This is a genomic window from Nocardia sp. NPDC059236, from assembly GCF_042754085.1.
Lineage (GTDB): Bacteria > Actinomycetota > Actinomycetes > Mycobacteriales > Mycobacteriaceae > Nocardia.
In genome coordinates this window covers 135,950-161,131 of the sequence record NZ_JBHZAF010000014.1, presented here as the reverse complement: position 1 = coordinate 161,131, position 25,182 = coordinate 135,950, and the positions used below count along the sequence as shown (strand labels likewise).

Here is a 25,182-nt window from a genome sequence, read left to right as displayed (position 1 = left end):
CCGCGCCGGGCGAGGTAGCCGACCATGGCTCTCGAACTGCCCTCTGAACTCGAATGGCTGGGCTGGATCGTCGGGGTCGAATGGCCCCAGGGCAACGAAGACCAGATGTGGGACCTGGCCACTTACTGGAAGACCGCGGCCGACGGCCTGCGCGACCAGGTCTCGGGTATGGACGCGGCCAAATCCGCCACGCTGGCCGCGTACGTGGACGGTGACGGCCGAGACCAGATGGCCAAGCAGTTCGATCTGATGGCCGGCGTCGGCGGAAAACAGGACGGCAACACCTCCATCCTGGATCTGGCGGGTTTCTTCGATCAGCTGGGTGATTCGGTGCACGACACCGGCACCGAGATCGAGTCGACCAAGCTGATGTTCTACTCGTCGCTGGCCATGCTGGCGTTCGAGATGGCCGCGGCGTGGATCTTCCCGCCCACCGCGCCGGCCGCGGAGGCGGCGGCGCAGGCGGCCACCCGCATCGCCGTGCGCATCATCGGCAGGGAGGCGGTCGAGCGCATCGCCGAGTACGTCGGCAAGCTGGTGGGCTCGTCGCTGGCGAAATTCATGCTGCGGCACTTCGTTCTCGACGCCGGGCTGGGCGTGCTCCAGGAAGTGGGCATCGAGGGTTACCAGATCGCGGCCGGGCACCGCAGCGGCTTCGACTGGGGCAAGATCGGCGTCACCGCGGTGAGTTCGGCCGCGGGCGGTATCGCCGGTGGCAAGGTCGGCAAGGCGCTGGGCGAGCACTTCGAGGGCTCGGCCATGAACCACTACCTGAGTGCGGCCATCACCGGCACCAGCGCCGGATTGGCCGGTGCGGGAGCGGGATTTCTGGCGGGGACCGGCGCGCAGTTCGGGCTCGACGCCTATCAGCACGGCTGGGGCGACGCCTGGAAGAACATGGGCAACGCCTTCACCAATTTCGACCCGCGCATGCTCACCGCCGGTGTCTCCAATGGCGGCCTGTCCGGACTGAATCACACTGCCTCCCATAGCTTCTGGGAGCCGCGCGTCTCCGCGTGGAAGGCGGGCGTGCCCTCGGATCTGGCGAATGTCGGTGCGCGCCCGGACGGTTCGGGCGTCAATCCCGGTGACACGGGTGGCCACACCGGCGGCGATACGGGCCACACGGGTGGCGGCGATGTCGGCAACACCGGTGGCGGCGACGGCGGCCGCACCAGCGACACCGGCGGACCCAATACGCACGCGGCCGGATTCGAAGGCGACAGCAGCGATCCCACCGCCAATGCCCGGCCCACCGGCGACGGCAGCACCGCACATCCCGAGGGCGGCGACACCGGTGGCGTCGGCGGCGGCGACGGCCGTGCGTCCGACCGTGGCGCGCCGACCGACGATCCGTCGGCCACCGGCGGCGGTGACCACGGCCAGGCCCACACACCGCAGGACACCACCTCCCACACCCCCGCCGACAGCACCTCCGGCGACACCCACGGCAGCCAACCGCACGCGGGCGCCCTCGAAACCAGCGGCACCTCGGTCGATTCCGGCGTCCAGGCGGGCAAGCACGAAACCCCCGCCCCCACTGCCGATTCCACCTCCAACGGCCCCGGCCCCACCCAGAACTCCGCCGCTCCCGCCGCCCAGACCTCGTCGGGCCCCGCGCAATCGTCGTCCGGCCCGGCGCAATCCTCGGCGCCCGCCGACTCGCGGGGCGCCTCTTCGTCGGCCCCCGCCGCCGACCCGAAGGCGTCCTCGAGCACCTCCACCGCCTCGGATTCCAGTGCCCAGCCCTCGGACTCCGGCTCGCGCGCCGGTGACGCGGGTGCGCAGGCGGATTCAGGCCCCCACGACACGCCCGCCTCCGCGCCCCAGTCCGATTCGAACGGGTCGAGCCACGGCCTCGCGCCCCAGAGCGCCCCGGCGGCGGCCCCGCACGACGCGTCCGGTGCCGCGCCCGCCTCCGGTCCGACCGACACCCCGATCGCCGCCGCCTCCAACACGGCCGCCCCGGCGGCGCCCGCCGTGGCGGGCGACCGCCCGGGTGTCATGGCCTCCGCCGCACCCGCCGCCCACACCGCGGCCCCCCAGCATGGCGGTGCCGCACCGGAACCGCGTTCCGAGACACCGCGTTCCGACGCTCCGCGCTCGGATACGCCGCGCGCCGGTGGCTCCGGGGACCGGCCCGCCCCGGCTCGCGCCGGTGACCCCGCGGGCGCTCGGCCCGACGGCCGCCCGGAATCGACGCGCCCCCAGGCGGGTACGGACGCCCGCCCCCAGACCGGCACCGACGCCCGCTCGGGCGCACCCGAGGCCCGCCCCGGCGAGGAACCGTCCGCAGCCCACCCGAACTCCGCCGAGCCCGGCCACGAGCCGACCACCCCGGAGCGCGGCACGACGCCCGTCGACGCCGATCACCCTGTGGCCGAGCGCGATTCCGCTCCCATCGAGGACACCGAACACCCTGCACCCGGGCGCGAACCCGATCCGTCCCAGCCCGAGGCCCCGGTGGAATCCGACCCCCGCGCTGGCGTGGCTCCCGAGCCCACCCCCACTCACGACGCGACCGCTCCCGCCGAGCACCCTGCGGAACAGCCGGATTCGCGAGAGGGCGCAACCCACGAGGGCGCAGACTCCGGCACTCCGCGCACGGACGACGAGCTACACGATCCCGCGGTCAACCACGACGACCCCACTGTCAACCACGACGACCCCACTGTCGTCCATGACGATCCGGCTGTCGTTCATGATGATCCGGCTGTCGTTCATGATGATCCGGCTGTCGTTCATGATGATCAGGCTGTCGCCCAAGATGATCCGGAGCACCCGGCCGCAACGGATCACGAGCCTTCGGGTTCGCGTCCCGACGAGTCCGAGCCCGCCGCACGTCCCGAATCCGAGGACATGCCCGCGCCGGAGCGCGAGACAGATTCGCGCACTGACGATTCCGCTCCGGCGGCCGACGACAGCCGCCCGAACGGCGACGACAGCCGCCCCGCCGAAGCCGAGTCGCGCAGCCGCGAGGATCAGCCCTCCGAAGCGGCCGAACGACCGGAATCATCCGCACCGCGGCAGGATCCGTCCGAGGAGCACGCGCCCGCCGAACGTCCGCGCGACGAGCACACCGCCCGCCCGGCGGGTGAACACCGCGCCGGGGACGGCTCGGCGCGACCGGGCGAGCGCGAGCACGACGGCACGCCCTCCGACGACCACCACGACTCCGGCACACCCGACGACGCTCTCCTCGTCGCCCCGCTCCCGCTCGGCGACCACCCGGTCCCGCGCGCCGCGGAGCACACCACCCGGCACACGCCGGAAGGCGGACGCCCGCACGAGACCACCGGCGACCAATCCCGCGGCCGAGACGATCACACCGAGCCGCCCGCGGAAAGCCGCGCGGGCCGGCCCGAACGCGGCGACGGTGCGGCCGAGCACCCGGGCAAGCTGGACGAGCCCTCCGATGCGACCGCCGCGCACCATGATTCGGCGGAGCCCGCACCGGAGGAGGAGCAGCCCGGTAACTGCGGCGCCATGTCGCTGGAGCTGGCGCGACAGCTGACCGGCAATGATTCGATCATCGTGCCCGAGCACGAGATCGGCCCCGAAGGCATGACCGCCAAGCAGCTGGTGGCCGCGGCGGGCGGCAAGCTGCGCACCTACGCCGACCACGACGCCATCGCGGACCGCCTGCGTGAGCTGGGCCCGGGTTCCGCCGCCCTGGTCGTCGACCACTACGCCGGTCCCGCCGACGAGCACGGCGTGGGCGCGCACGCCTACCTGCTGGTCAACGAGGGCGGCGAGATCATGGTCAAGGATCCGGCCGCGGGCCGCGAGCACGGCCACCCGCCCATCGTCCCGGTGGAGACCAAGGGCATCCACGCCATCATGTTCAAGGCGGACGGCAAGGCGCTGGATCCGCTCAGCATGCGCACCCGCCACGGTCTCGATCCGAAGTTCGCACCCCATGCGCACCCCGAGAACGAGCAGGCCGCAACGGATTCCGGCAAGCGGCCGAAGGTCGACGAGACCGTCGCCCCCGAGGAGCTCGCCCGCATCGGCAAGGAGCCGGAGCCCGCCGAATCGCACCACCATCAGCCGGGCGATGACGAACACGACGGCGGCGGGGGCCATCAAGCCGACCACACCGACCACGCGGAAGGCGAGCCATACAGGGCCCCGACGGCCGGTGAGCCCATGGAGCATCCGGTCACCCTGACGGATGAACTCTCCGATCCCGGTCCGGCGCAACACGTCCACGACCCCGGATTCGAAGAGGACAAGACCCGGGGCGCGGTGCTCGAGCAGATCGATCCGAACGACACGACCCGAGTCACCAAGGGCGAAGACGGCCTTATCAATTCGATCGACGGCAAGCCCGTCCACGAGTACTTGGGCGATCTCTCCAACGCCCGCGCCAAGATTCACGCGGCGAACCGGCTCGAGGGCGACGGGCCGTGCAGCGCCCTCGCGATCGACCTGCGTACCGGTGAGATCACCGAGGCCGTGAACGGTAGCCGGACCGACCTGATCGACGAGGAACACCTCCATCCGCTGCTGCGCGAGAACCACCGCGCCCTCGGCGACTGGAAACACCCGGTGCTGAAGGCCGAGGACGAACCGGCCACCCGGAAGGTCAAGGGCCAGCCGGAACCCCAGCCGGTGGTCTTCGAGGGCCGCGCCCACTTCGACGAACCCCTGCGGCACGCCGAGGTCAAGGCCGTCAACGAGCTGCTGTGGGCGCGCCAGCGGGCCCACGACGAGCAGTGGCGCAACACCCATGGCGAGGATTCCGACCCGCCGCCGCTGGGTCGGGATGTGCTCGGGGAGCTGCGTTTCGACCCGCGCTGGCTCGCCGACACGAAACGCAACGCCCTCGGCGGCGAGGCCCCGGCGTGTGCCAACTGCCATTCGATGCTGCGCGACGTCCCCAGCTACAGCGGCCGAAACCTGTTCGTCCCGGGGGACTACCGCCTCGAGGCCGAGGGCGGCACGGTCGCGCCGCACCGCGATCCCATCGAGACCCCGCACGTCGACGCCGCGTCCGAGGCCCCGAAGCCTGGTGACCCGGACAACGGTGACGGGCCCGACGGTTCGGGCACCACCGGCCGCGAACCCGGCGGCGACGACCCGGCCCCTGGCGCGACCCCGCACAAACCCGGCGGCCCCGAATCCGACGACAGCGGCGCGCAACGCGAGCCGGACAACTCCGAGCAGACCGCCGATCACACCGGCAAGACCACGATGTCGGAGACTCCCATACGCCCCGAACCCACACGGCGCGAACCGGATTCGCCGGATCCGGATGCCGTCCGCCCGGAGCAGCGCGCCGTGCGCGAGCTCGTCTACCCGGTCGTGAGCGACTCGCACTACGTGGACTCGCGCTACCTGTCCGAGGGCACCGACCCGCGGCTGGTGTCGGTCGCGGAAGTGTTGGCGCAGACCGACACCGGCCGTGCCGCCCTCGACACCCTGCGCGCGGCCGGGATCTCGGTCCGCATGGTCGACGGCGCGGGCGCACCGCACGTCGACTCCTACGATCCGGTCCGGCGCGAACTGACCATCGACACCCACGAGCGCGGTGAGCTCGATCAGGCCGCGGCCCTGGTGACCGCCGCCGCGCACCTGGACTCCCCGCACCCCGCCGCCGAACCCGGCAGCCCCGAGCAGCTGCGGCGCGCGGCCGAATCCTTCGCCAGGGAAGCCGAATTCGCGCAGGAGTTGCGCGATGCCGAATACGAGCCGCCGCGCGGCCCGCTCAGCGAACTCGCCGACGCCACCTACATGGACAGCGTCCGCGACACCTATCAGCGCGCCGCCGACGAGGCCGTGGAGCAGGCGCGCGCCGCGAATCCCGAACTGTCGCAGGACCAGGCGCGTCGCATAGCCCACGAGGCCGGTGTCGAGGCGCTGCTCGCCGACGATCGCTTCACCGGCGGCCCCGGCGAGGATCACCCGGAGGCGCTCGCCCGGCACTATGGCGAACCGCCCGCCCCGAGTCACGTCACCGATCCCGCGCACGAGTCCGCACCCGCGCATCCGGACCAGCCCGAATCGGCACGCCCCCAGCAGGATCGGGCCCCGGAGGCCGCCGACGAGGTCTTCCACGCCAAACAGACCGCGATGAGCCACGAGCACGGCAGCGATATCTCGCGCTGGGCGCTCGAGACGCTGGACCGGCACGGCGTCGACATCCGCATGACCGACGATCCGGCCGCCGCCGTCGGCAATGGCGAGAAGGGCCGCTCCGATCGCGGTCCGCTGGCCGGATACGATCCCGCCACCAATACCGTTGTGCTGCACAGCCAGTCGTCCCCGGTCGAGCACGCGGCGGAGCTGGTCCGCGCGGCCTCCGAGGCGGAGGCGTACGCCCGGGCCGAGGGCCCGCTGGAGCGCCTTACCCTGGCCCGTGACGACTATGTGCGCAGCATGCTGGCCCGGCAGGCCGAGGCGCTCGCCCTGGGCTACGAGCACAACCGCACCGCGGGCGGCGGAGACCGTTCCCGGACGCGGCCGTCCGATCCGCTCGAGCGCGCCTACCGCCGGGCCCGCGACGAGGCGTTGAGCCAGGTCCGCGACGCCTACAAGGACTCGAACCAGGTCACCGAGCGCATGCTCGAGGCCGCGGCCTACCGCGCCGCTGTGCGCGAGGTGATGTACCGGCTGGCCGGGGACGGCCCGCGGGTGGAGGGTCGCGATCCCGCGACCGCGCACGCCGCGGCCTGGGATCGCGCCCACGGCATCCCGACCGGTGAGGATCCGGTGCGACCGCCGCGACCGCCGCGCAAGACCGCGGAGGCCATCCGCGATCGGGCCGAGGGCTACGAGAACGAGATCGAGCAGCTGCGCGCCATGCGCGAGGCGGGCACCCCGATCCCGGTCGGTCCGGCCGAGCACGCCTACCGGCACGCGCAGACCGAGGCCGCGAGCCGGCCGCACGCCTCGGAGTCCAGCGTGCGGGAGGCCGGGCTGACCGCGCTGCGCCGCTACCTGGACGACGTTGGTCTGTCGCGCGCCGAGGCCGTCATGGACGTGGTGCGCTCCTTCGGCGAGCCCGGCGAATCCCGTTGGGGCCACCCGAACCTGCACGATCTGTTCAATCCGGGCGATGCCGTGCACCATCCGGGTCCCGGCGAACCGCGGCACAGCGCCGAGGCGGATCGGGCCATGTCCCGGCGCGCCTCCGACGGCGAGATGAAGCGTGGCTCGAAGCGCCTCACCGACCATGTGGTCGAGGCCCTCAACACCACCGGCAGCGCCCGCAGCCTGGTCGTGTACGCGGGTGAGGGCGGGCACATGCGGGCCCTGCAGGAGCTGGGCGAATCGCATCCGAGGCTGCGTAATTCCCTGTGGGACACCTGGACCCGGATCGAGTACCGGGAAGTCGCCCCCGACGGGACGGTGCGCGGGATCTACGCCAGTGAGGCCGAAGGGCCCATGCGCCGCCCGTCGACGAGCGAGGCGCTGGGCGAGATGCTCGCCCACTACCTCAGCTACCGCGAGGACGGCCGGGTGCACGTCGGATTCGACGAGTGGATCCGCGGTTTGGGCGACGGCGCCTTCGAACTGGCCCACCGTCCGGGCGCCAAGCTGCCGCGCGGTGCGGACCGGCACGCGCTGAAGCTGTCCGACAACTTCGTGACCGAGGGTCACCGGGTCGTCGAGCGCAATCGTTACCTGGGCTATCCGCATCCGGCGCAGGTCGCCCACGACCTGATGACCCGGCGGGTGTCGCTGGGCGCGCTGGGCGCGGACAACTACCGGTACCGCGCGCCGGACCGCTACGACCTGCACGAGTTCAAGGTCGGCACCACGACCCTGAACATGTGGCTGGAACGTGACGGCGAGGGCGGCTGGCGGGTGCCCGGGCCCACCGGGCGCGGCGGTGCCTCGGACGCGCTGGCACATCGCTTCCAGGGCATGGGCGATCGGGATCCGGTCAAGCTGTCCAACCGGATTCGCGACATGCTGCTGGACGGCTCGGCCCCGCTGCGCCCCACCGACCCGGAGCCGCACCGTCCGCTGTGGAAGCGCGTGGCCGACCGGTTCACCGGCCGCGGGTCCGATCCGGTGGAGGCGGGTCCGCGCGCCCAGGAGGCGCCCGCCGAGCAGCCGCGCCAGGACGGTCCGGCCCAGCGTCGCGGTCCGTTCGCGGCGCCGCACCCGGTCGAGGATCCGGCCGCGCACGATTCCGGCGCGCAGCACGAGAACGACCGTGCGACACCGGATTCCGAGGGGCACGATCATGCCCCGGACTGGTCGCCGCATCCGGACGACACCTGGTCGACCCTGGACCACACGGGCATCGCCGACAAGCTCCGGGACGATCACGGCGTCAAGGTCACGAGCTACGACGAGCGCCTCGGCCGGGAGGTCGAGGGCTTCGCCGACCACTACGACGTGGAGGCGCTACGCGAGTACGCCCGCGCCGTCGACGACATGTTCGAGGCCGTCCCGGGCGCCCGGGTGGGCGAGGTCCACGTCGGACCCATCGAGGAGTCGGGTGTTTTCGCCGAGACCACGCCCGGACGCATCGAGAACGGTCGGATCCAGACCGACCGGATCACCCTGAACAGCCGTTTCGCCGACGATCCCGCCGAGCTCGCCCGGCAGGTGGCGCAGGCCGAGGACGCCGGGCATCTCGCCCCGGGATCGGCGCAGCGGCCGGTGTATTCGACGATCGTGCACGAGTTCGCGCACGCCCTGGACTTCTCGGGCGGCCTCGACGCCCGGCACCAGGCGTTCGACGCCATGCTGCGCCACTATGCCGAAACCCGCGGCACCCTCGACGGTTTCGAGGAATGGTTCAACGACCAGCCCGGCACCGCCTTCGACCATGAGGGCAACTGGGATCCGGAAGAGGCGCTGGCCGAGGCGTACACCGACGACGTCCTCAATGGCGCGGCCGCCTCCGAACAGTCGAAGGTGCTCAGCCAGGCCCTCATCGACGCCCACACCGCGCGGATGGAAGGCACGACCCACGAGGGCACCCACTCGGGCGCGGACGACACCCACACCGCCGAACCCGCTCAGCGCCAAGGCCTCCCCGACGAGGAGGGCACCCCGCCGCCCCGCAGCGAATGGCTGGATCGCCAGCTGGCGGTCAACGCCGACTGGCTCGCGGGCGAGTACCGCCGCAATGCCGAATTCCTGCGCGAGGCGGCCGAGAACTTCGAGCCCGGCACCGCCGCCCGCCGCGACCTCGACGCTGACGTCGCCGACGCCGAGGCCCGCGCCGAAATCTTCGCCCACAAGGCCGATATCGCCTGGGAGCGGGCCGGTGGCCGCCCCGAACAACCCGACCCCAATGCCTCGGACCCCAACGCGACGACCCAGCAACTCCCGCCACAAGGTTCGTCGGCCCAGGATCCGAATGCGGCAACTCAGCAGTTGCCGCATCAGGGTTCGACGGTCCATGACCCGAATGCGGCGACGCAGGAGCTGCCGCCGCAGGGTTCGACAGTGCACGATCCGAATGCCGCGACACAAGAGCTGCCCGTTCATGATCCGAATGCGGCGACGCAGGAGTTGCCGGTTCACGATCCGAACGCCGCGACACAAGAGCTGCCCGTTCATGATCCGAATGCGGCGACGCAGGAGTTGCCGGTTCACGATCCGAACGCCGCGACGCAGGAGCTGGCGCGGCCGGGCTCGTCGGTGCCGCAGGATCCGGTCGACGCCTCTCCGGCCCTGCGCGCGGCCGCGGATTACCTGCTGCGCAACGAGCCCCCCATGGGCGCCCGCAGTCACACCCCCGCCGAGCGTGAGTACGGCCGCCAGCTGAGCGAGGCCCTGGGCGTGCGCGAGACCGTGGGCGGCCGCCGTGATCCGCTCTCTGCCTTCCGCGACATCGCCGAGAAGGCCCGCGCCCGTGGCCATTTCGGCGACCCCGAGGGCGATGTGCCCTCGCGCCCCATGCGCGCCGAGGACTACGCCCCCATCTCGAACCAGGAGCGCTTCGACTCCCGGCAGCGCACCGAGTTGCCCCCGGGTCCGAAGCCGGACCCGCGGCCGCTGGAGCCGTGGTCGGAGGTGAATCGTTCTCCGGCGCAAGATCAACCGCGCGCCCTCACCCTCGACGAGCTGCGCCGAGAGCTCGCCGCCGAGCTGGGGCTGACCCCCGAGGACCTGAGCCCCGAGCACCTGTCCCAGGTCGTCGGCGACATGCAGTACCGGAACATGTTGCGCGCCGGTGCGATCGAGGCGCTCAGCGACGCGGTCGATTGGCATGCCAATGCCGGAAACCCGCAGGAGCGCCGGCGATTCGCGTACACCCGTGACGAATGGGCGCGACTGCTCGGCGTGGACCCCGACCGCGTCCTGCCCGAGCACGCCGCGCGGACCCTCGCCGAGCTGCGCGACGAAACCCTGCGCCGCGCTTCGGATGTCGCGGACCTGATGGCCGCCACCCACCATGTCGAGGATCCGGCCGCCGGTCACCACCTGGTGCTGGAGTCCGACGGTCACCGGGTGCACGTGAAGGTCACCGAGGACGAGCACGGCAACCGCCACGTCGAGGTCGTCGACCGCCCCGACCTGCCCGCTCCGCCCAAGGAGCCCACGCCCGAGCCCGAGAAGCCGGGCATCGTGAAGCGCGTCCTGCGACGGCTGTTCAGCCCCTTCAAGGGCGACTATCCGAAGTACCCCTCCGGCTCCGGCAATGACAGCAAGGGCCAGGGCGAGCTGATCAACTTCGCCGGCGACGTCATCCACGACATCGCCCATGTCGAGGTGCACGAGGTCGAGGAGGCCAACCCGGCGCGTATCGCCAAGGAGGCGGCCACCATCCTCAAGGTGCGCGAGCAGATGCCGCTGCTCAAGCATCTGACGAGCAAGATCGCCGACGTGTCCGCCGACATCGTCCCGATGCGGACCCGCGACGGCGGCGAATACCAGCCCTGGCGCACCGAGGTCGATCATCAGCGGAGCTGGGAGGAGCGGCTCGACCACCAGGAGAGCATCGATCTCTACCGGGAGAATCACCCCGACGATTACGAGGTTCCCCCCGCGCCCGAGCGGGATCCGAACTCCGAACTGCAGGCGCCGCCCGAACGGCAGCTGGCCGACGACGTGCCGCAGCCGCTGGTCGGTGCGATCGACGCCCGCGACGCCGCCCTCGCCGACCTGGTGCGGCTGGCCCACCGCCACGGCATCGACCTCACCGATGCCGACCCGGCCACCCTGCACCGCGCGGTCGATCACGCGACCTACGAGCTCATGCGCCGCGCCGGTGCCATCGAGGCCCTGCGGGACGCCTCCGAGCGCTACAACGAGGAGGCGGCGCTCGTTCCCTTCCGGGAAGTCAGCTTCACCAACAAGGATCCGCTGGGCCGCTACGTCCGTGAGTTGTGGGAGGTCAGGGAGCGCGACGCCCAGCAGCAGCGAGCCGATGCCCGCCGCGCGCGCGACGGCGTCTCTCCCGACGATCCGGACCCGTATTACCTGCCACGCAAGAACCGCGTCACCGCGCTGGATTCACACGGCGTCAACAATGGCGGTGAGTGGGCCCGCCACTTCGACGATCCCGAACCGGAATTCGTGCAGAGCGAGGAGGGCCGTCTCTTCGAGGACGCCCTGAATCGCGATCAGATCCGCGAGGAGCGCTCGAACTGGGCGCAACTGCTCGGGGTCGGCCTGGACGAGCTCACCCCGACCGCGAACGATCCGCACCGGCTCGCGCACACCATCGCGGACCTGCGCATGCAGGTGCGCGACGATGCCGCCGGACTGCACGAATTCGCCGAGGCGGCAGAGCATTTCCTGCGCCTGGACGCCGAGGCTCGCGACCTGACCGATCAGCTCGGCGATCGCACCGCGCACGCCTGGCTGGATGCCCACGACGGCACCATGCTCGAGGACGGTGTCGGCCTGCGCCCGGGCGAGCGCCCCGGCGACCCGAACCGCCTGGTCGTGATTCGCGGTGACAATGACCACGAGGCGCGTCTGGCCGATGCGCTGGCCGCCCACCCGGATCTGGGCGAACTGCTCAATCGCGGTGAGCTGCAACTGGATTACCGCGTCATCGGCCTGGACGCGGACGGCCACATCGTGGTCCGCGAGGCCGAGGCTCCGCAGGCCCGCTTCCACGAGGTGGAGGTGGACGGCGAACGCACCCCGGTACTCATGGTGCGCGAGGACAACGAGCCGTGGCGGGTGGTGCAGCCCGAGCAGGGCACGCACGATCCGGCGACGGTGGCCCACGAGGCCGAGACGGTCGTGACCGAACCGCAGCGGAGCGCGCCCCGCGATCCGGATGTCGTTCGCGCCGAACGCAACGAAGTCGCCGCGCGACTCTCGATCGACCACATGAAGCTGGGCCCCGAGCATCTCGAGGCCACGCTCGAGGCGCTGCGGCACGACAATGCCCTGCGCGCCGCGCAGATCGAGGGCATGGCGGATTTCATCCGCAGCGGCGATGCCATCGAGAACTTCCACGAGCTCGATCGCCGGCTCAACAACCTCGCCCACTCCATCGGCGTGGATCCGGATCATCTGACGCCGGAGCGGCTGGCCGAGGCCATGGGCGATCCGAATGTGAAGAAGGCCGCGCGCATCCAGCGGCTCGAGGATCTGCTCGACTACGCGAAGACGCTGCGCGACACCACCGACGGCAAGGCCGTGCTGGCGGCGCGGGACCGCCTGGCCGAGCGTCTCGGCGTCGACCCCGAGGACCTGTACGGGAAGAAGCACGTCAAGGACGAGAACAAGGAGATCGTCGGCTACGGGCCGGATTCCAAGAGCACCAAGCCCAAAGCCGTGCTCCGTGCAATCAACGATGTACTCGAACGGTCCGCCGATCGGCCCGAGCTGCTCGCCGCGCTGGCCGAATACGCCCACACCATCGCCGAATTGGATCCCTTCCGCAAGGGGATGCGCTTCGACCCGAGCGCCGATCCGCGCGCCGCGGACGGTGTGGTCCGGATCTACGACGAGAACGCCCCCGCGTTGCTGAAGAGGTTGATGAGCGGGTCCATCGGTGAGCCGTTGGTCGCCGAGAATCCGTCACGGGCGGAGGCCGTCTGGTCGCGGCTGCTCGGGGTGGACGTTCACGACGTCAACCGCCTGGTGAAGCTGTACCGCGACGAGTTGCCCGGCCTGCACGACCGGCTCTCGCCCGCCCAGATGGACAAGGTGCTGCGCTCGGTGCTGGAGCGCGAACAGACCGACGCCCAGAAGCGCGCACTGACCGATGATGACAAGCATGCGGTGCACGCCGAGTACGTGGCGAGCATGGAGCCCGGACAGCGTCCGATGTCCGAGGCCGAGCTGTTCGAGGTGGTCAAGGAGATTCGGCACGACCGCTACGCCGAGGTCTACGAGGTCTACCGCGACGGCAAGATCGAGAAGCACGAGCATCCCAAGTCGAACGAACTGTCCGGGATCATCGACGGCCTGCGCGAGGAGATCCGCTCTCGCGAAGCCGATATCGACGCGCTGGGCCGGTTGGCCGCCGAGCACAATCACCTCACCACCCCGTGGACCCCCGAATCGCCGCGTACCCCGCGCGAACTCGCCGCGGATCTGGCCGAGGCCCGCCACCAGCTGCTCATCGCGAGTGACAACCGCGCGCACGCCATGGGCCGAATGTGGTTGCAGGACAACCGGCCGCTGTCCGAGAGCGATCTGACGCCCGAGCGGATCCACGGCACCACCGAATACCTGCGGACCCGCAATGCGGACGAGGGCGGCACGCTGCCCAACTTCGAGCCGCGGATCAATGATCTCGCGCGCGCCGCGCACGAGTTCAACCAGGCCCAGGACCGGGTGCGGGAGCTGGAGTCGCGGTTGCGCTCGGCGGTCGAGGCCGATGCCGGGCCGCTGGAGACACCGGTCGAGGTATGGCAGCGCGAAGTCGACACCGCGCGTGCCGAACTGGTCGACGCGGTCGACGCCGCCTCCGGCAACTGGAATTCGAGCGATCTGGATCGGGTCATCCGCCAGGTCGAGCGCATGTCCAATGTCCCCCGCGATTCCGCCTCGCTCTGGACCGATGAGCAGATCCCGGTCCGGGACGCGGTGCACCGCTACCAGACCGCCCGCGATTTCCTCGGCGCGGCCGAACACGACGCGCTCGAGTCGGCCCGCGCGGCCGAGACGCCCGAACAGCGCGCCACCCGCGAACTCGGGTATGCGCGGCAGGATCTGGCCCTCGCCGAGGCGGCCCGCGACAATGCCATGGCGGGCCTGCCCGTCACCGAGCCGGAGCTCACCCGCGCCTGGGTGGAGGCGACCCGGGAGGAGTTGGGCGGCAGGACCTTCGGCCAGCTCACGCCAGCGGAGCGCGCCCGCCTGGCCCTGGCCGAGGCCGTCGAACACCATCTCGACACCCAGGATCGCGTCTCCCGCTGGGAGGCCCAGGTCGATCACCTCGCGGCCGAGGCGGCCATTGCCGCCGACACCCCGCGGGCCGCCGCGGCCCGCGCCCTGGACTCCGCGCGCACCGCCCTCGACGAGGCCATCACCCGGCTGGAGTCCGAGACCGGTCTGCGCGTCTCGGACTCCGACCTGACCTCCGTCGACAACGCCCGGATCACCTTCGAGGCCCTCGACGCCGCTGTCCCGCCGCACCCAGACGGTGACCGCCACGACGCCGTCACGGCCCTGCGCACCGCCGCCGAGAACTTCCACCGCGCGGACGCTTTCAACGACTTCATCAAGGAGCACACCCCGCCTGACCCCGTCCCGGACCCACGCGAGGCCTACGCGAAGCCGCCCGAACCCGAATCGACCACGCAGGTCGTCGATCCGCGCGAGGCGTACGCGAAAACCACCGAGCCCGAGTCGGGTACGAAGCCCACCGACCCGCGCGAGGCGTTCCGCAAGCCGCCCGAATCGGATCCCGGCGACCCGAGCGGCTCGACGTCGAAGACCGATCCGAACGATCCCGGCGACCCGAGTGACTCGGGTGCGAAGTCCGACCCGAATGACCCTGGCGACCCGAGTGGCTCCGGTGCGAAGACCGATCCCTCCGGTCCGGGTGACCCGTCGGATCCGCAGCAGTCGGATCCCGGCGGTACCGACTCCGGGGGCGGGGATTCCGGTGGCGGACACCATGGTTCGGACCCGGCCGCGGGCTGGGAGCCGGACGGACTCCCCGAGCAGCACGTGCCCGTCGACGCCCGCGTCGAGGCCCGCATCACCGAGCTCATGGGCAATGCGGTCGAGGCGGACCGCGCGGCCGCGGCCGCGCATCAGGGGCTGCGGGACCTGGCGCGGGAGATGGGCATGCAGGCCCTGCGCAACGACGAGACCCTGACCTCGGAACAACGGGCCGAACGCCTGCGCGAGCTGGAGACCCGCCTGGCTGATATGACGCCGAGCGAGCTCTCGAACTACATCTTCGATGCCGACAGGGTCGAGATCGCGGACTTCCAGGAGATGCTGAAGGCCGAGGGCGTTCCCGCCGGGAACCACGGTTCGTACTGGGAGAAGGTGGCGGCCTCCGATATCCGCCGCGCCGAGCTGACCGAGATCCGCCGTATCACCGGCGCACACCGCGACGCCTACCGCGCGCACACCGAAGAGGCGTCCCGCCTGCGCGAGCAGGCGCACCTCATGGCCGTCGACGACGTCCTGGAAAACATCACCTCCGACCGGAGGGGCCCGGGCGTCGGCCTGGCCTCCGACCCGACCAGGCTCGTGGTGGTCACCCACCACGACGATCCCGGCGTCGTGATCGGCCCCAAGATCCGCGAAGACATGGCCGCGCGGGGCGTTCCGGTCGAGGACCGCATTGTCCACGTCGACGACGACGGCACCATCACCGTCCAAAAGGTCCGCCCCGCAACCGATCCCGGCCCCCACAGCCCCACCCCGACCGACCCGCGCACCGCCTGGTCGCGTGGCGAGGGCCCCTTCGAACGCGATCCGAACGCGGGCCAGCACGGCCCGACCAACGGCACCGAGGAGAAGGGCCCCGCCGGTAATGCCGACCCCGTGGGCGGCAAGGATCCCGCAGCCGAGTCGAATCCTGTTCAGGAGCAACGGACCCTGGCTCCGGGGGAGTGGCCCCCGGCCGGTCCGGCCGAGCACTTCGTGATCGAGGATCCACAGGTCCGCGCGGAAATCCTCGATCTGCACGAGCGCGCCACCCACGCTTGGGAGGCGGCCGAGCAGACCCGCGCCACGTTGGACGACCTGGCCCGCGGCCTGGGCATCGAGCCCACCGGTATGTCGGCGCGGGAACTGGAAAGCGCTGTCGCCCAGGCCCTCACGGCCGAGGAGGCCCGTGTCGCCGAGGTGATGCAGCGCAATGTCCCGCCGGGCGCGGGCAACGGCCTGGCCGAGTACATGGAGGTCGAACGCCCTGCGGCCATTCAGCGCGGCGGCGAGCTGGGCCGCCTGCGCGCCATCGCGGGCAGCGAGTTCACCCGGTTGCACAACCAGACCGAAGAGGCGATGAATCTGCGCTCGCAGCTTCATTTCCGAGCCGCCGACGTGGTCCTGGAATCCATGGCCGACACGGTGGTGGGCAAGGGCGTCGGCCTGGTCGGCGATCCGGCGAAGCTCCTGGTCGTCAGCCCCCTCGACGACCCGGGCGTGGTCATCGGCGACAAGATCCGCAACGATATGGCCGCCCGTGGCACGGAGATCGACTACCGCCGCGTCCGCGTGGCCGACGACGGCACCATCACCGTCCAACCCGTCCGTCCCCCTGACGAGCCCGGCACCCCGGTCGCCGCGGGCAGCGAACCCAACCGACCCCCGGGCGGCGGTGGCCCGTCCGCGCCTACGCCGCGTCCCGCGGCCCCGCGCGGCCCCGACCCGCGCGCGGCTTGGTCCCGAGGCGAGGGCCCGTTCCAGCGCGACCCCAATACCGGCGGCGAGGAAGAACCACCGACCGGAGGCAACAACGCGGTCCCGCCGTCGGATCCCACCAAACCCGGTGCGCCGGGCGCGAAGTCGGAGCCGACCACGCCGCGTCCTGCGGCCCCGCGGGGCCCCGATCCGCGTCAAGCCTGGTCGCGCGGCGAGGATCCCAGCACCCCGCGTGCCGAGAACGACCCCAAGGCCACCTCCACCCCGGAGGAGCGGACCACGCAGGTCGTGGTGCGCGAGAAGCAAACCCAGACCACGCCGGACCCGGTCCAGGAAGCGAAGACCGAGACCGCGCCGGTCCAGGGACACGAGGGAACGACCGAGACCGCGCCGGTGCAGCAGGAGGCGACGCAGAACGCGCCCGTGCCGCTGCACGAGGCGACGACGCAGACCATGCCGGTCGCGGTGCACGAAGGTGATCGGGTGATCGATCCGGTCGCGGCCTCGCCCGCCCTGGCGGTGGTCGCGCAGCATCTGAGCGAGCATCAGGTGCTGTCGACCGGTCGTCCGCGCGGCATGGAAGAGGGGGCCTACGCGGTCCGCCTGGCGGATGCCCTCGGTCTCCGGGAGGCGTTGTCCCATCAGCGCGATCCGCTCGGCGCTCTGCAGCGGCTGGCCGAAACCGCCCGGGAGAACGGGCATTTCGGCGACCCGGACCACAATCGTCCGCCCACGCCCATGTCCCGCGACGATCTCGCGGGCCCGCAGCCGCACGAGGGAGAGCATCCCCAACTTGCCGCCGGCGATCCGGCACTCACGACCCCGGTCCGCGATCTCCCGTTGGAGCCGTGGTCGCAGGTGGAGCGCGGGGGATCGGACGAGGCCCGTCTGATGTCACCGGAGGAACTGCGCGCCGAACTGATCTCCCGCCTCGGCCTGTCGGACAACGATGTGGCGGACCTGCCGCGGGTGGCCGGTGAGATGCAGTACCGGAACGTCCTGCGCGCCGGCGCCGTCGAGGCCCTGGCCCACGTCCTGCACCTGCACGACGAGGCCACCCGGCCGGAGGAGCGCGCCCGGCTCGCCGAGCAGCGCGACGACTGGGCCCGCCTGCTCGGCGTCGACACCGCGTACCTCGAGCCCGCGACCCGTGTCGACGTGCTCGACGACCTCATGCGCGAAACCCTGCGCCGCGCCTCGGATGTCGCGGACCTGGTGGCCGTCAGCCACTACCGCCCGGACCCCGTCGAGGGCCCGCACCTGGTGCTGGAGGCCGAGGGCGACCGCGTCTTCGTCCGACTGGCCGAGGGCCCCGACGGTACCCGCGTCGCCGAGGTCGTGAGGCGGCCCGCGTTGCCCGAGCCGCACGCACCCGTCGCACCCCGCGAGCCGGAGGCCCCGCGCGGCCGACTGCGCAAACTGTGGGACCGCCTGACCGGCGACTACCTCGGCCATGCCCCGAAGTACCCCTCCGGGTCCGGCAATGACAGCAAGTACCAGGCCTTCTGGGCGGTCGAGGTCGGCTACGCCTCGCACAACGAGGTGCTGATCGGCACCAAGGACAAGTTCAACCCGATCCGCATCGTCAAGGAAGCCGCGACGCTGTGGAAGGACCGCGAGAAGCTGCCGTTCGTGCGGCGCTTCAGCCGCCTGGTCGCCGACATCTCGCCCGAAGTGCTGCCCATGCACACCCGCGACGGCCGCGAGTACCAGCCCTGGCTGAGCGAGACCGACAACGCCCGGCATTGGCAGGAAGTGGCCGAGCACGACGAGAGCGTGCGGCTGTTCCTCGAGAGCCACCCCGAGTTCGCCCACGTGGAGGAGGTGCTGCCGCCCGCCGAGTTGCCGCCCGAACTGCCGCCGATCACCGAACGCGAGCTGGGTGCGGCCCTGCCGCAGCCGGTGGCCGAGGCCATCGTGGCCCGGGACGCCGCGCTCACCGATCTGGTGAAAACGGCACGGGAACAGGGCGTTCGCCTGTCCGACGCGAGCCCGGCGACGCTGCGCCGCCTGGTGGACGAGCGGACCTACGAACTCGTGCGCCGCGCCGGTGCGATCGAGGCGCTGCGCGATGCCGCGCAGCGGTTCAACCTCGAGGACGCCCGCGTTCCGTTCCGCCCGGTCAGCTTCCTCGACAAGGATCCGCTGGGCCGCTATCAGCTCGATATGCATCACGCCGATCAGGCCGTGCTGGCCGAGCAGCGGCTGGCTGCCCTGCACGAGGAGATCCGCGGTCAGGACCTGACCCAGGAGGAGATCTGGGCGCTGGAACGCAAGGCCGGCATTCCGGAGACCACCGCGCTGGAGTGGCAGGGCGCGGCCAATGGCGGTGAGCCCGGCCGGGATTTCGAGGATCCCGATGCGGATCTCGAGCACAGCCCCGTGGGCCAGCTGTTCGATCACGCCCTGCAGCGTGACCAGATGCGCGACGAACGTGGCAACTGGGCACAGATGCTCGGGGTTGACCTGGACCTGCTCACCCCCGAGCACCTCGACCACACCCTCGCCGAGCTGCGCATGCAGGCCCGCGAGGATCTGGACCGGCTCAACCGGCTGTCGGACGCGGTGGATCATTACCTCGACGCCGACTCGACCATGGTCGACCGCGCCACGGACTTCGCCGACGGCCACATCCGCGCCTGGATGGAGACCCTCGACGGCGGGATGGTCGACCGCGGCGTCGGTCTCGCGCCGGGCGAGCATGCCGGAGATCCCAAGCGGCTCCTGGTGATTCGCGGCATCCGCGATCATGACATCCAGCTGATCCGGACCCTGTCCGAGCACCCGGAGCTCGCCGACCGCCTCAACTCCGGCGCGATGCGTCCCGAGTACCTCGCCATCGACGTGGACGGGCACGGCAACGCCAAACTGGACTCGTTGGCGACCCCGCAGGCCCGCTATCACGAAATCGACACTCCCGAAGGCAAACTGGGCGTGCTCATGCTCCGCGACGGTGACGAGCCGTGGCGAGTGGTGTCCCATCCGCTGGAAGAGGCGGGACCGCATACGATCGAGAACACCGAGCACACCGTCCCGCGTGATCCGAATGTCGTTCGGGCGGAACGCGATGCGCTCGCCGATCGGCTCGCGATCGAATACGGCGAGCTCGGCCCCGAACAGCTCCGGGCCACCGTCGAGGCGCTGCGCCACGACAATGCCCTGCGGGCCGCGCAGATCGAGGGCATGGCGGACTTCGTCCGCACCACCGACGCCATCGACAACTTCCACGCGATGGAGAAGCCGCTCGGCCAGCTCGCGAACCGGGTGGGGCTGGGTGATCCCCGCGAGCTCACCCCGGAGCGGATCGCGCAGGCGCTGACCGATCCGGATGTGAACGCGGTCCGCCGCTGGCTGCGAAAGCTGCGGCGCGAGCAGGGCATCGGCGATCTGATCGACTACGCCAATGTGCTGCGCGACGGTGACAAGAAGGCCGTGCTCGCCGCCCGTGACCGGCTGGCCATCCGGCTCGGCCTCGACCCGAAGGACCTGTCCGCCGAGAAGTTCGCCAAGGACAAGGCCACCGGCCTGGTCGTCGACTACCGGTCCGATCCGGAGAGCACCGACCCCAAGAAGCTGGCGCACGCGATCAACGAGGTGCTGAAGCGCTCCGAGGATCGGCCCGAGTTGCTGGCGGCCCTCGCCGACTATGTCGGGGAGCTGGGCGAACTCGATCCCTTCCGCGACGGCCTGCGCTTCGATCCGTCGCAGGATCCGCGCCTGGCCGCCGGCGTGCTGCCGATCCACGATCCGAAGCCCCCCGCGCGCCTGCGCGCCATGCTGCACGAATCCCTGTTCGAGCCGGCGCGTTCCGACAATCCGTCGGGGGCGGCGGACGTATGGTCGCGGTTGCTCGGGGTGGACAGATTCAATATCGATCGCACCGTCAAGCTCTACGAGACCCATCAGCGCGGGCTGCACGACCGGATGTCCCCGGACAAGATGCGCGATGCCCTGCACGCCGCGCACGAGGCCGCCAAGGTCGACGCGGGCTATCAGGCCTACCGGGACAGCATGCCCACCGGGCGCGAGCCGCTCACCCACGAGCAGTTCGTCGACCTGCTGCAGAACGCCCGCAAGGCCCGCTTGGCCGAGGTGTTCGAGGCCTACCGCGACGGCAAGATCGACAAGCACGAACGGCTGTCGCTGTCGCAGATGTCCAAGGTCGTCGACACCATGCGCGAGGAGGTGCGGGCGCGCACGGCCGATATCGACGAGCTGGAGCGCCTGGCCGCCGAGCACAACAGCCTGACCGCGCCGGAAATCGAAGCGCCGCAACGGTCCCCGCGCGAAGTGGCCGCGGAGCTGGCCACCGCTCGCACCGAGCTGGAGCAGGCCGACGCCCACCGCGAATACGCGATCGGCCGGGTATGGCTCGAGAACAACCGTGCCATCGAGCATTCCGATCTCACGCCGGGCCGGCTGTCGGGCACCGTCGACTACCTGGCGGCCCGCACTCGCGACGAAGGCGGCGAACTGCCGGGCGCGCGGCAGCGCATCGACGATCTGGCCTCGGCCGCAGCGGATTACACGAAGGCCGCGGACCGGGTCGCCCAACTCGAGGCCGAGCTGGGCACCGCCGTGGACCGCGCCGCGGCCGGACCGGGACAGACTCCGGTCGAGGTGTGGCGACAGGAAGTCGACGCCGCCCACAGCGATCTGCAACGGGAGATCGCCGAGAACCCGGCGGCGGGCGGCCGCACCCCGGACCGGGTGATCGCCATGGTCGACGGCTTGCTGCGGGTGCCGGCGGGCGAGCACTCGGTGTGGACCGAGGAGACCGCCCGGCTGCGGGACGCGGTGCAGCGCTACCGGACCGCGCAGGAGTTCCTGGCGCACGCCGAGACCGACGCCCCGGCCCGCCACCTGGCGAACGAGACCCCCGGCGACCGCGCCCACCGCGAACTCGACACGGCCCGAAGGGATCTCGAGACCGCCACGGCCAATCGTGATCTGGCCGCGTCCGGCCTGCCGTACACCGACGATCAGCTCACCCCGGAGTGGGTCCGCGAGACGCGCGAGGGGCTGGCCACCAAGCTGCACGCGAACATGACGGTGGACGAACGCGCCCGCCTTGCGCTGGCCGAGGCGGCCGACCGCTACCACGAGGCCCACGACCGGGTGGGCCGTTGGGAGACCGAACTCCGCCGTCTCGAGGTGGAATCCATGGCGGCGGGCGATTCGCTGCCAGCGGCCGCCGAGCGGGCGCGCACCGCCGCCCACGCCGCCCTCACCGAGGCACTCGGCGAGCTGCACCGCCGCACCGGCCTCGAGGTCTCCGAAGCCGACCTGACCCCGTCCCGGTACGAGGCCACCCTCGCCGGACTCGATCCGCGGGCCGCGCTGGTAGCGAACGTCGACCCCCACAACGTCTTCCACGCCTTGCGCGATGCCGTCACCCGCGTCCACCGCGCCGACGAGTTCGCCCGCTGGGTCGAGGGTGAGCCCGAGCCGGCCACCACCCACACCCGAACCCTCCCGGACGGTGGCATCCCGGCTCACGAGCGCACCCTGCCCGACGGAGGGACCCCGCCGCTCGCGCGCACCCTACCCTTGGGCGGTGCGAAGCACGACCCCGCGCTGGGTGCCGCGGCGGCACACGAGAATTCGGGCACGGAGCACGGAAAGCGCGTGACCGAACACGAGCAGAAGCCGCCGACCGAGCAGCGCGAGCAGACTCCGCAGCCGAATCAGGAAGGGGGCGGGTCGAAGCCGCCGGGCGGCGACGAGACCCCGGGCGGTTTGGCCGACGGGGACGACGACCACGGTTCCGGCGATCACTCCGGGGGCGAGCCGTACAAGGCCCCGACCGCCGGTGAGCCGATGGAACATCCGGTCACCCTGACCGATGACCTCTCCGATCCCGGTCGGCCCCAGCACATCGACGATCCCGGGTATCTCGCCGACCAGGCCCGCGGCGCGATCGTGGAGGAGATCGATCCGCACGACAGCAGCCGAGTTCTACTGCGGGACGGACTGATTCGGGCCATCGACGGCAAGCCCGTGCACGAGTACATCGAGGATCTCGCCCGGGCCCGCGCCGAGCACCACGCGGAATACCGCTACAGCGGCAAGCAGCTGGAAGGTCCGGTCAGCGCCCTCGCCATCGACCTGCGGACCGGCCTGATCACCGAGGGCATCAACGGCTTCCCGTTCGACGTGATCGACGACGAGCACCTGCACCCCCTGCTGCGCGAGAATTTCCGTGCGCTCGGTGACTGGCAGCACCCGGTCATGGAGTCCGAGGGCAAGATCCTGCAGGCGAAGCTCACCGATGAGAACGGTAACCAGATCCGGGATGCCAAGGGGCAGCCGGTCAAGGGCGACGTCATCAACCAGGGCCGTGCACACTTCGACGCGCCCTTGCGGCACGCTGAGGTGAAGGCGGTCAACGAACTGCTGTGGGAGCGCCAGCGCGCCCACGAGGCCCGATGGCGCGCACAGCACGGCGAGGATTCCACGCCGCCGCCCCTGGGCCGCGAGGTACTCGGCGAACTTCGCTTCAGCCCGCGCTGGCTCACCAAGACCAAGACCTGGAACATCGGTGATCCCTCCGCGGCCTGCGCCAACTGCCACTCGATGCTGCACGGCGTCCCCAGCTACACCGGCCGACTGCCCTACACCCCGAAGGACTACCGGCTGGCGGGCAACGAGATCGAACCGCATGTCGATCCCATCGGCGACACCGAGACCCCTCTCGGCCAGGAGCCCCCCGTCGCCAAGGCCGAGCCGCCGAAATCCGCTGCGCCGCAACCCGGTGACGACGAGGCCGACGGCACGCCGCCCGAAAACCGTGAGCCAGGCGGCGACGACCCAACCCCGGGCGTGAGTCCCCGCAAGCCCGGCGGCCCCGAAACCGGTGACGGCGGAGCCGCTCTCGAACCCGAGCCGCAAAAACCTGCAACCCCGGCACCGCCGGTGATCCTGCACGAATCGGGCCTGCCCGAACGCACACCGGTCCAGGAACAGGTCCAACCGCAACCTGTTGTGGAACAGGCCCAACCGCAGCCGGTGGTCGAGGAGCAGGCCGAGCAGCAGCAACAGCCGGTGGCCGAGGGCGATGCGCAGGGCAAGGAGCCCGGGCATCGCGTTCCGTTGGTGAAGCCGGAGGCCGAGCAGGGCCCACAGGTCGGACCCGAGCCGGAGGCCGAAAACGCCTCGCCTCCGGGCGATCCCGGCGATCCGGACCAGAACGAGCCCGAGCCGCAGCCGCGCGACGAATGGCGCAACCCGGGCTGGCGCTCGCACGTGCCGCATCCGGTGCACCCGTTCAACCCGACGTTCCCGCAGTACACGCCGCAGCCCTCCCAGCAGGCTGCCCCGTGGACTCTGCCGCCGGACAACGGTGATCCGAACCAGACCGGTGGACCGAATCAGCCGACGGGCCCGAACCATCCGGGCGGCCCCAACTACCCGGGTGGCCCGAATTACCCCGGCGGCCCGAACTATCCGGGCGGTCCGGGCTCGGGCCCGGGCGGCTCGATGCCTCCGGGCGGCGCCCCGCACATGCCGACCGATCCCGGCATGCCCCAGGGGCCCACCCAGCCGACCCCGCCGCACATTCCGACCCCGCCGGGCGATTGGCCGCAGATCCCGGGCCTGCCCAACGGCGAGAACGGCTGGCCGCAGGTTCCCGGGACGCCCGCGAACAATTCGGGCCGGCCGCAGATCCCGGGCACGCCGTGGAGTCAGCCGGGCTGGCCGCAGTCCCAGAACCCCTCGAATACCGCTGGCACACCGCAGAATCCGGGCGGCTGGCCGCAGCAGCACGACGGTGCGCCGCACACCCCGGCGGGGCCCAATGGCAACGGCCCGCACGCCCCCGGCGGTCCGAACGGCCCGGGCGGCCACCCGTCCACCCCGAACGGCCGGCCGCCCAACGGTTTCATACCGTCCAGCCCCGACCCGGGCACGCCGTGGAACGGCGCACCCGCCAATGGATCCGGCGCGAACGGCATGCCCGGTGGAATGCCGGGCGGCCCCATGGGCGGCGCGCCCGGTGGCCAGCAGGGTGCGGCGGGCAACAGCCGCGGCAAGAACACCAGCCGCTTCCCGCGCGCCACGGCACCGGGCTCCGGCAACGGCAGCCACGGCATCTACCTCCGGTCGCATTCCGGATTCGGGGAATTCGCGACCCTGGACCCGGGCACCGGCGCCCTGCAATCCGCACCGGTGGGCGCGGGCTCGCTGGCGGGCGTCTACGACCATGTGGAAGGTCTGGCCGTGATGTTCTACCGTGACCGGAACTCCGGTCTGGTGCTGCGCATCGGTGATCAGGCCTTCGAGGTGGACCGCCTGGGCGCGGACGTGCACTGGGAGCGCACCCAGCACGGCTACAACCGACTGCTGGTCGGCGTGGCCGGAACCGCACAGTGTGAGCTGCGCTATCGCAGTGTGCCCGCGGATGCCGATCTGGGCCTGCTGATCCGCGACGTCCTCGCCGATCCGGACCGCCGGGCGGGCATCTTCGGATGA

General features: G+C 71.4%; 1 protein-coding gene. It reads left to right on the top strand.

Features of this window, described 5'->3' with window-relative positions:
* Window positions 1-24 precede the first annotated feature (24 nt).
* On the top strand, window positions 25-25,182 hold the full coding sequence (locus ACFXIV_RS31760; RefSeq protein ID WP_379394521.1) for a toxin glutamine deamidase domain-containing protein: 25,158 nt from the start codon (window positions 25-27) through the stop codon (window positions 25,180-25,182).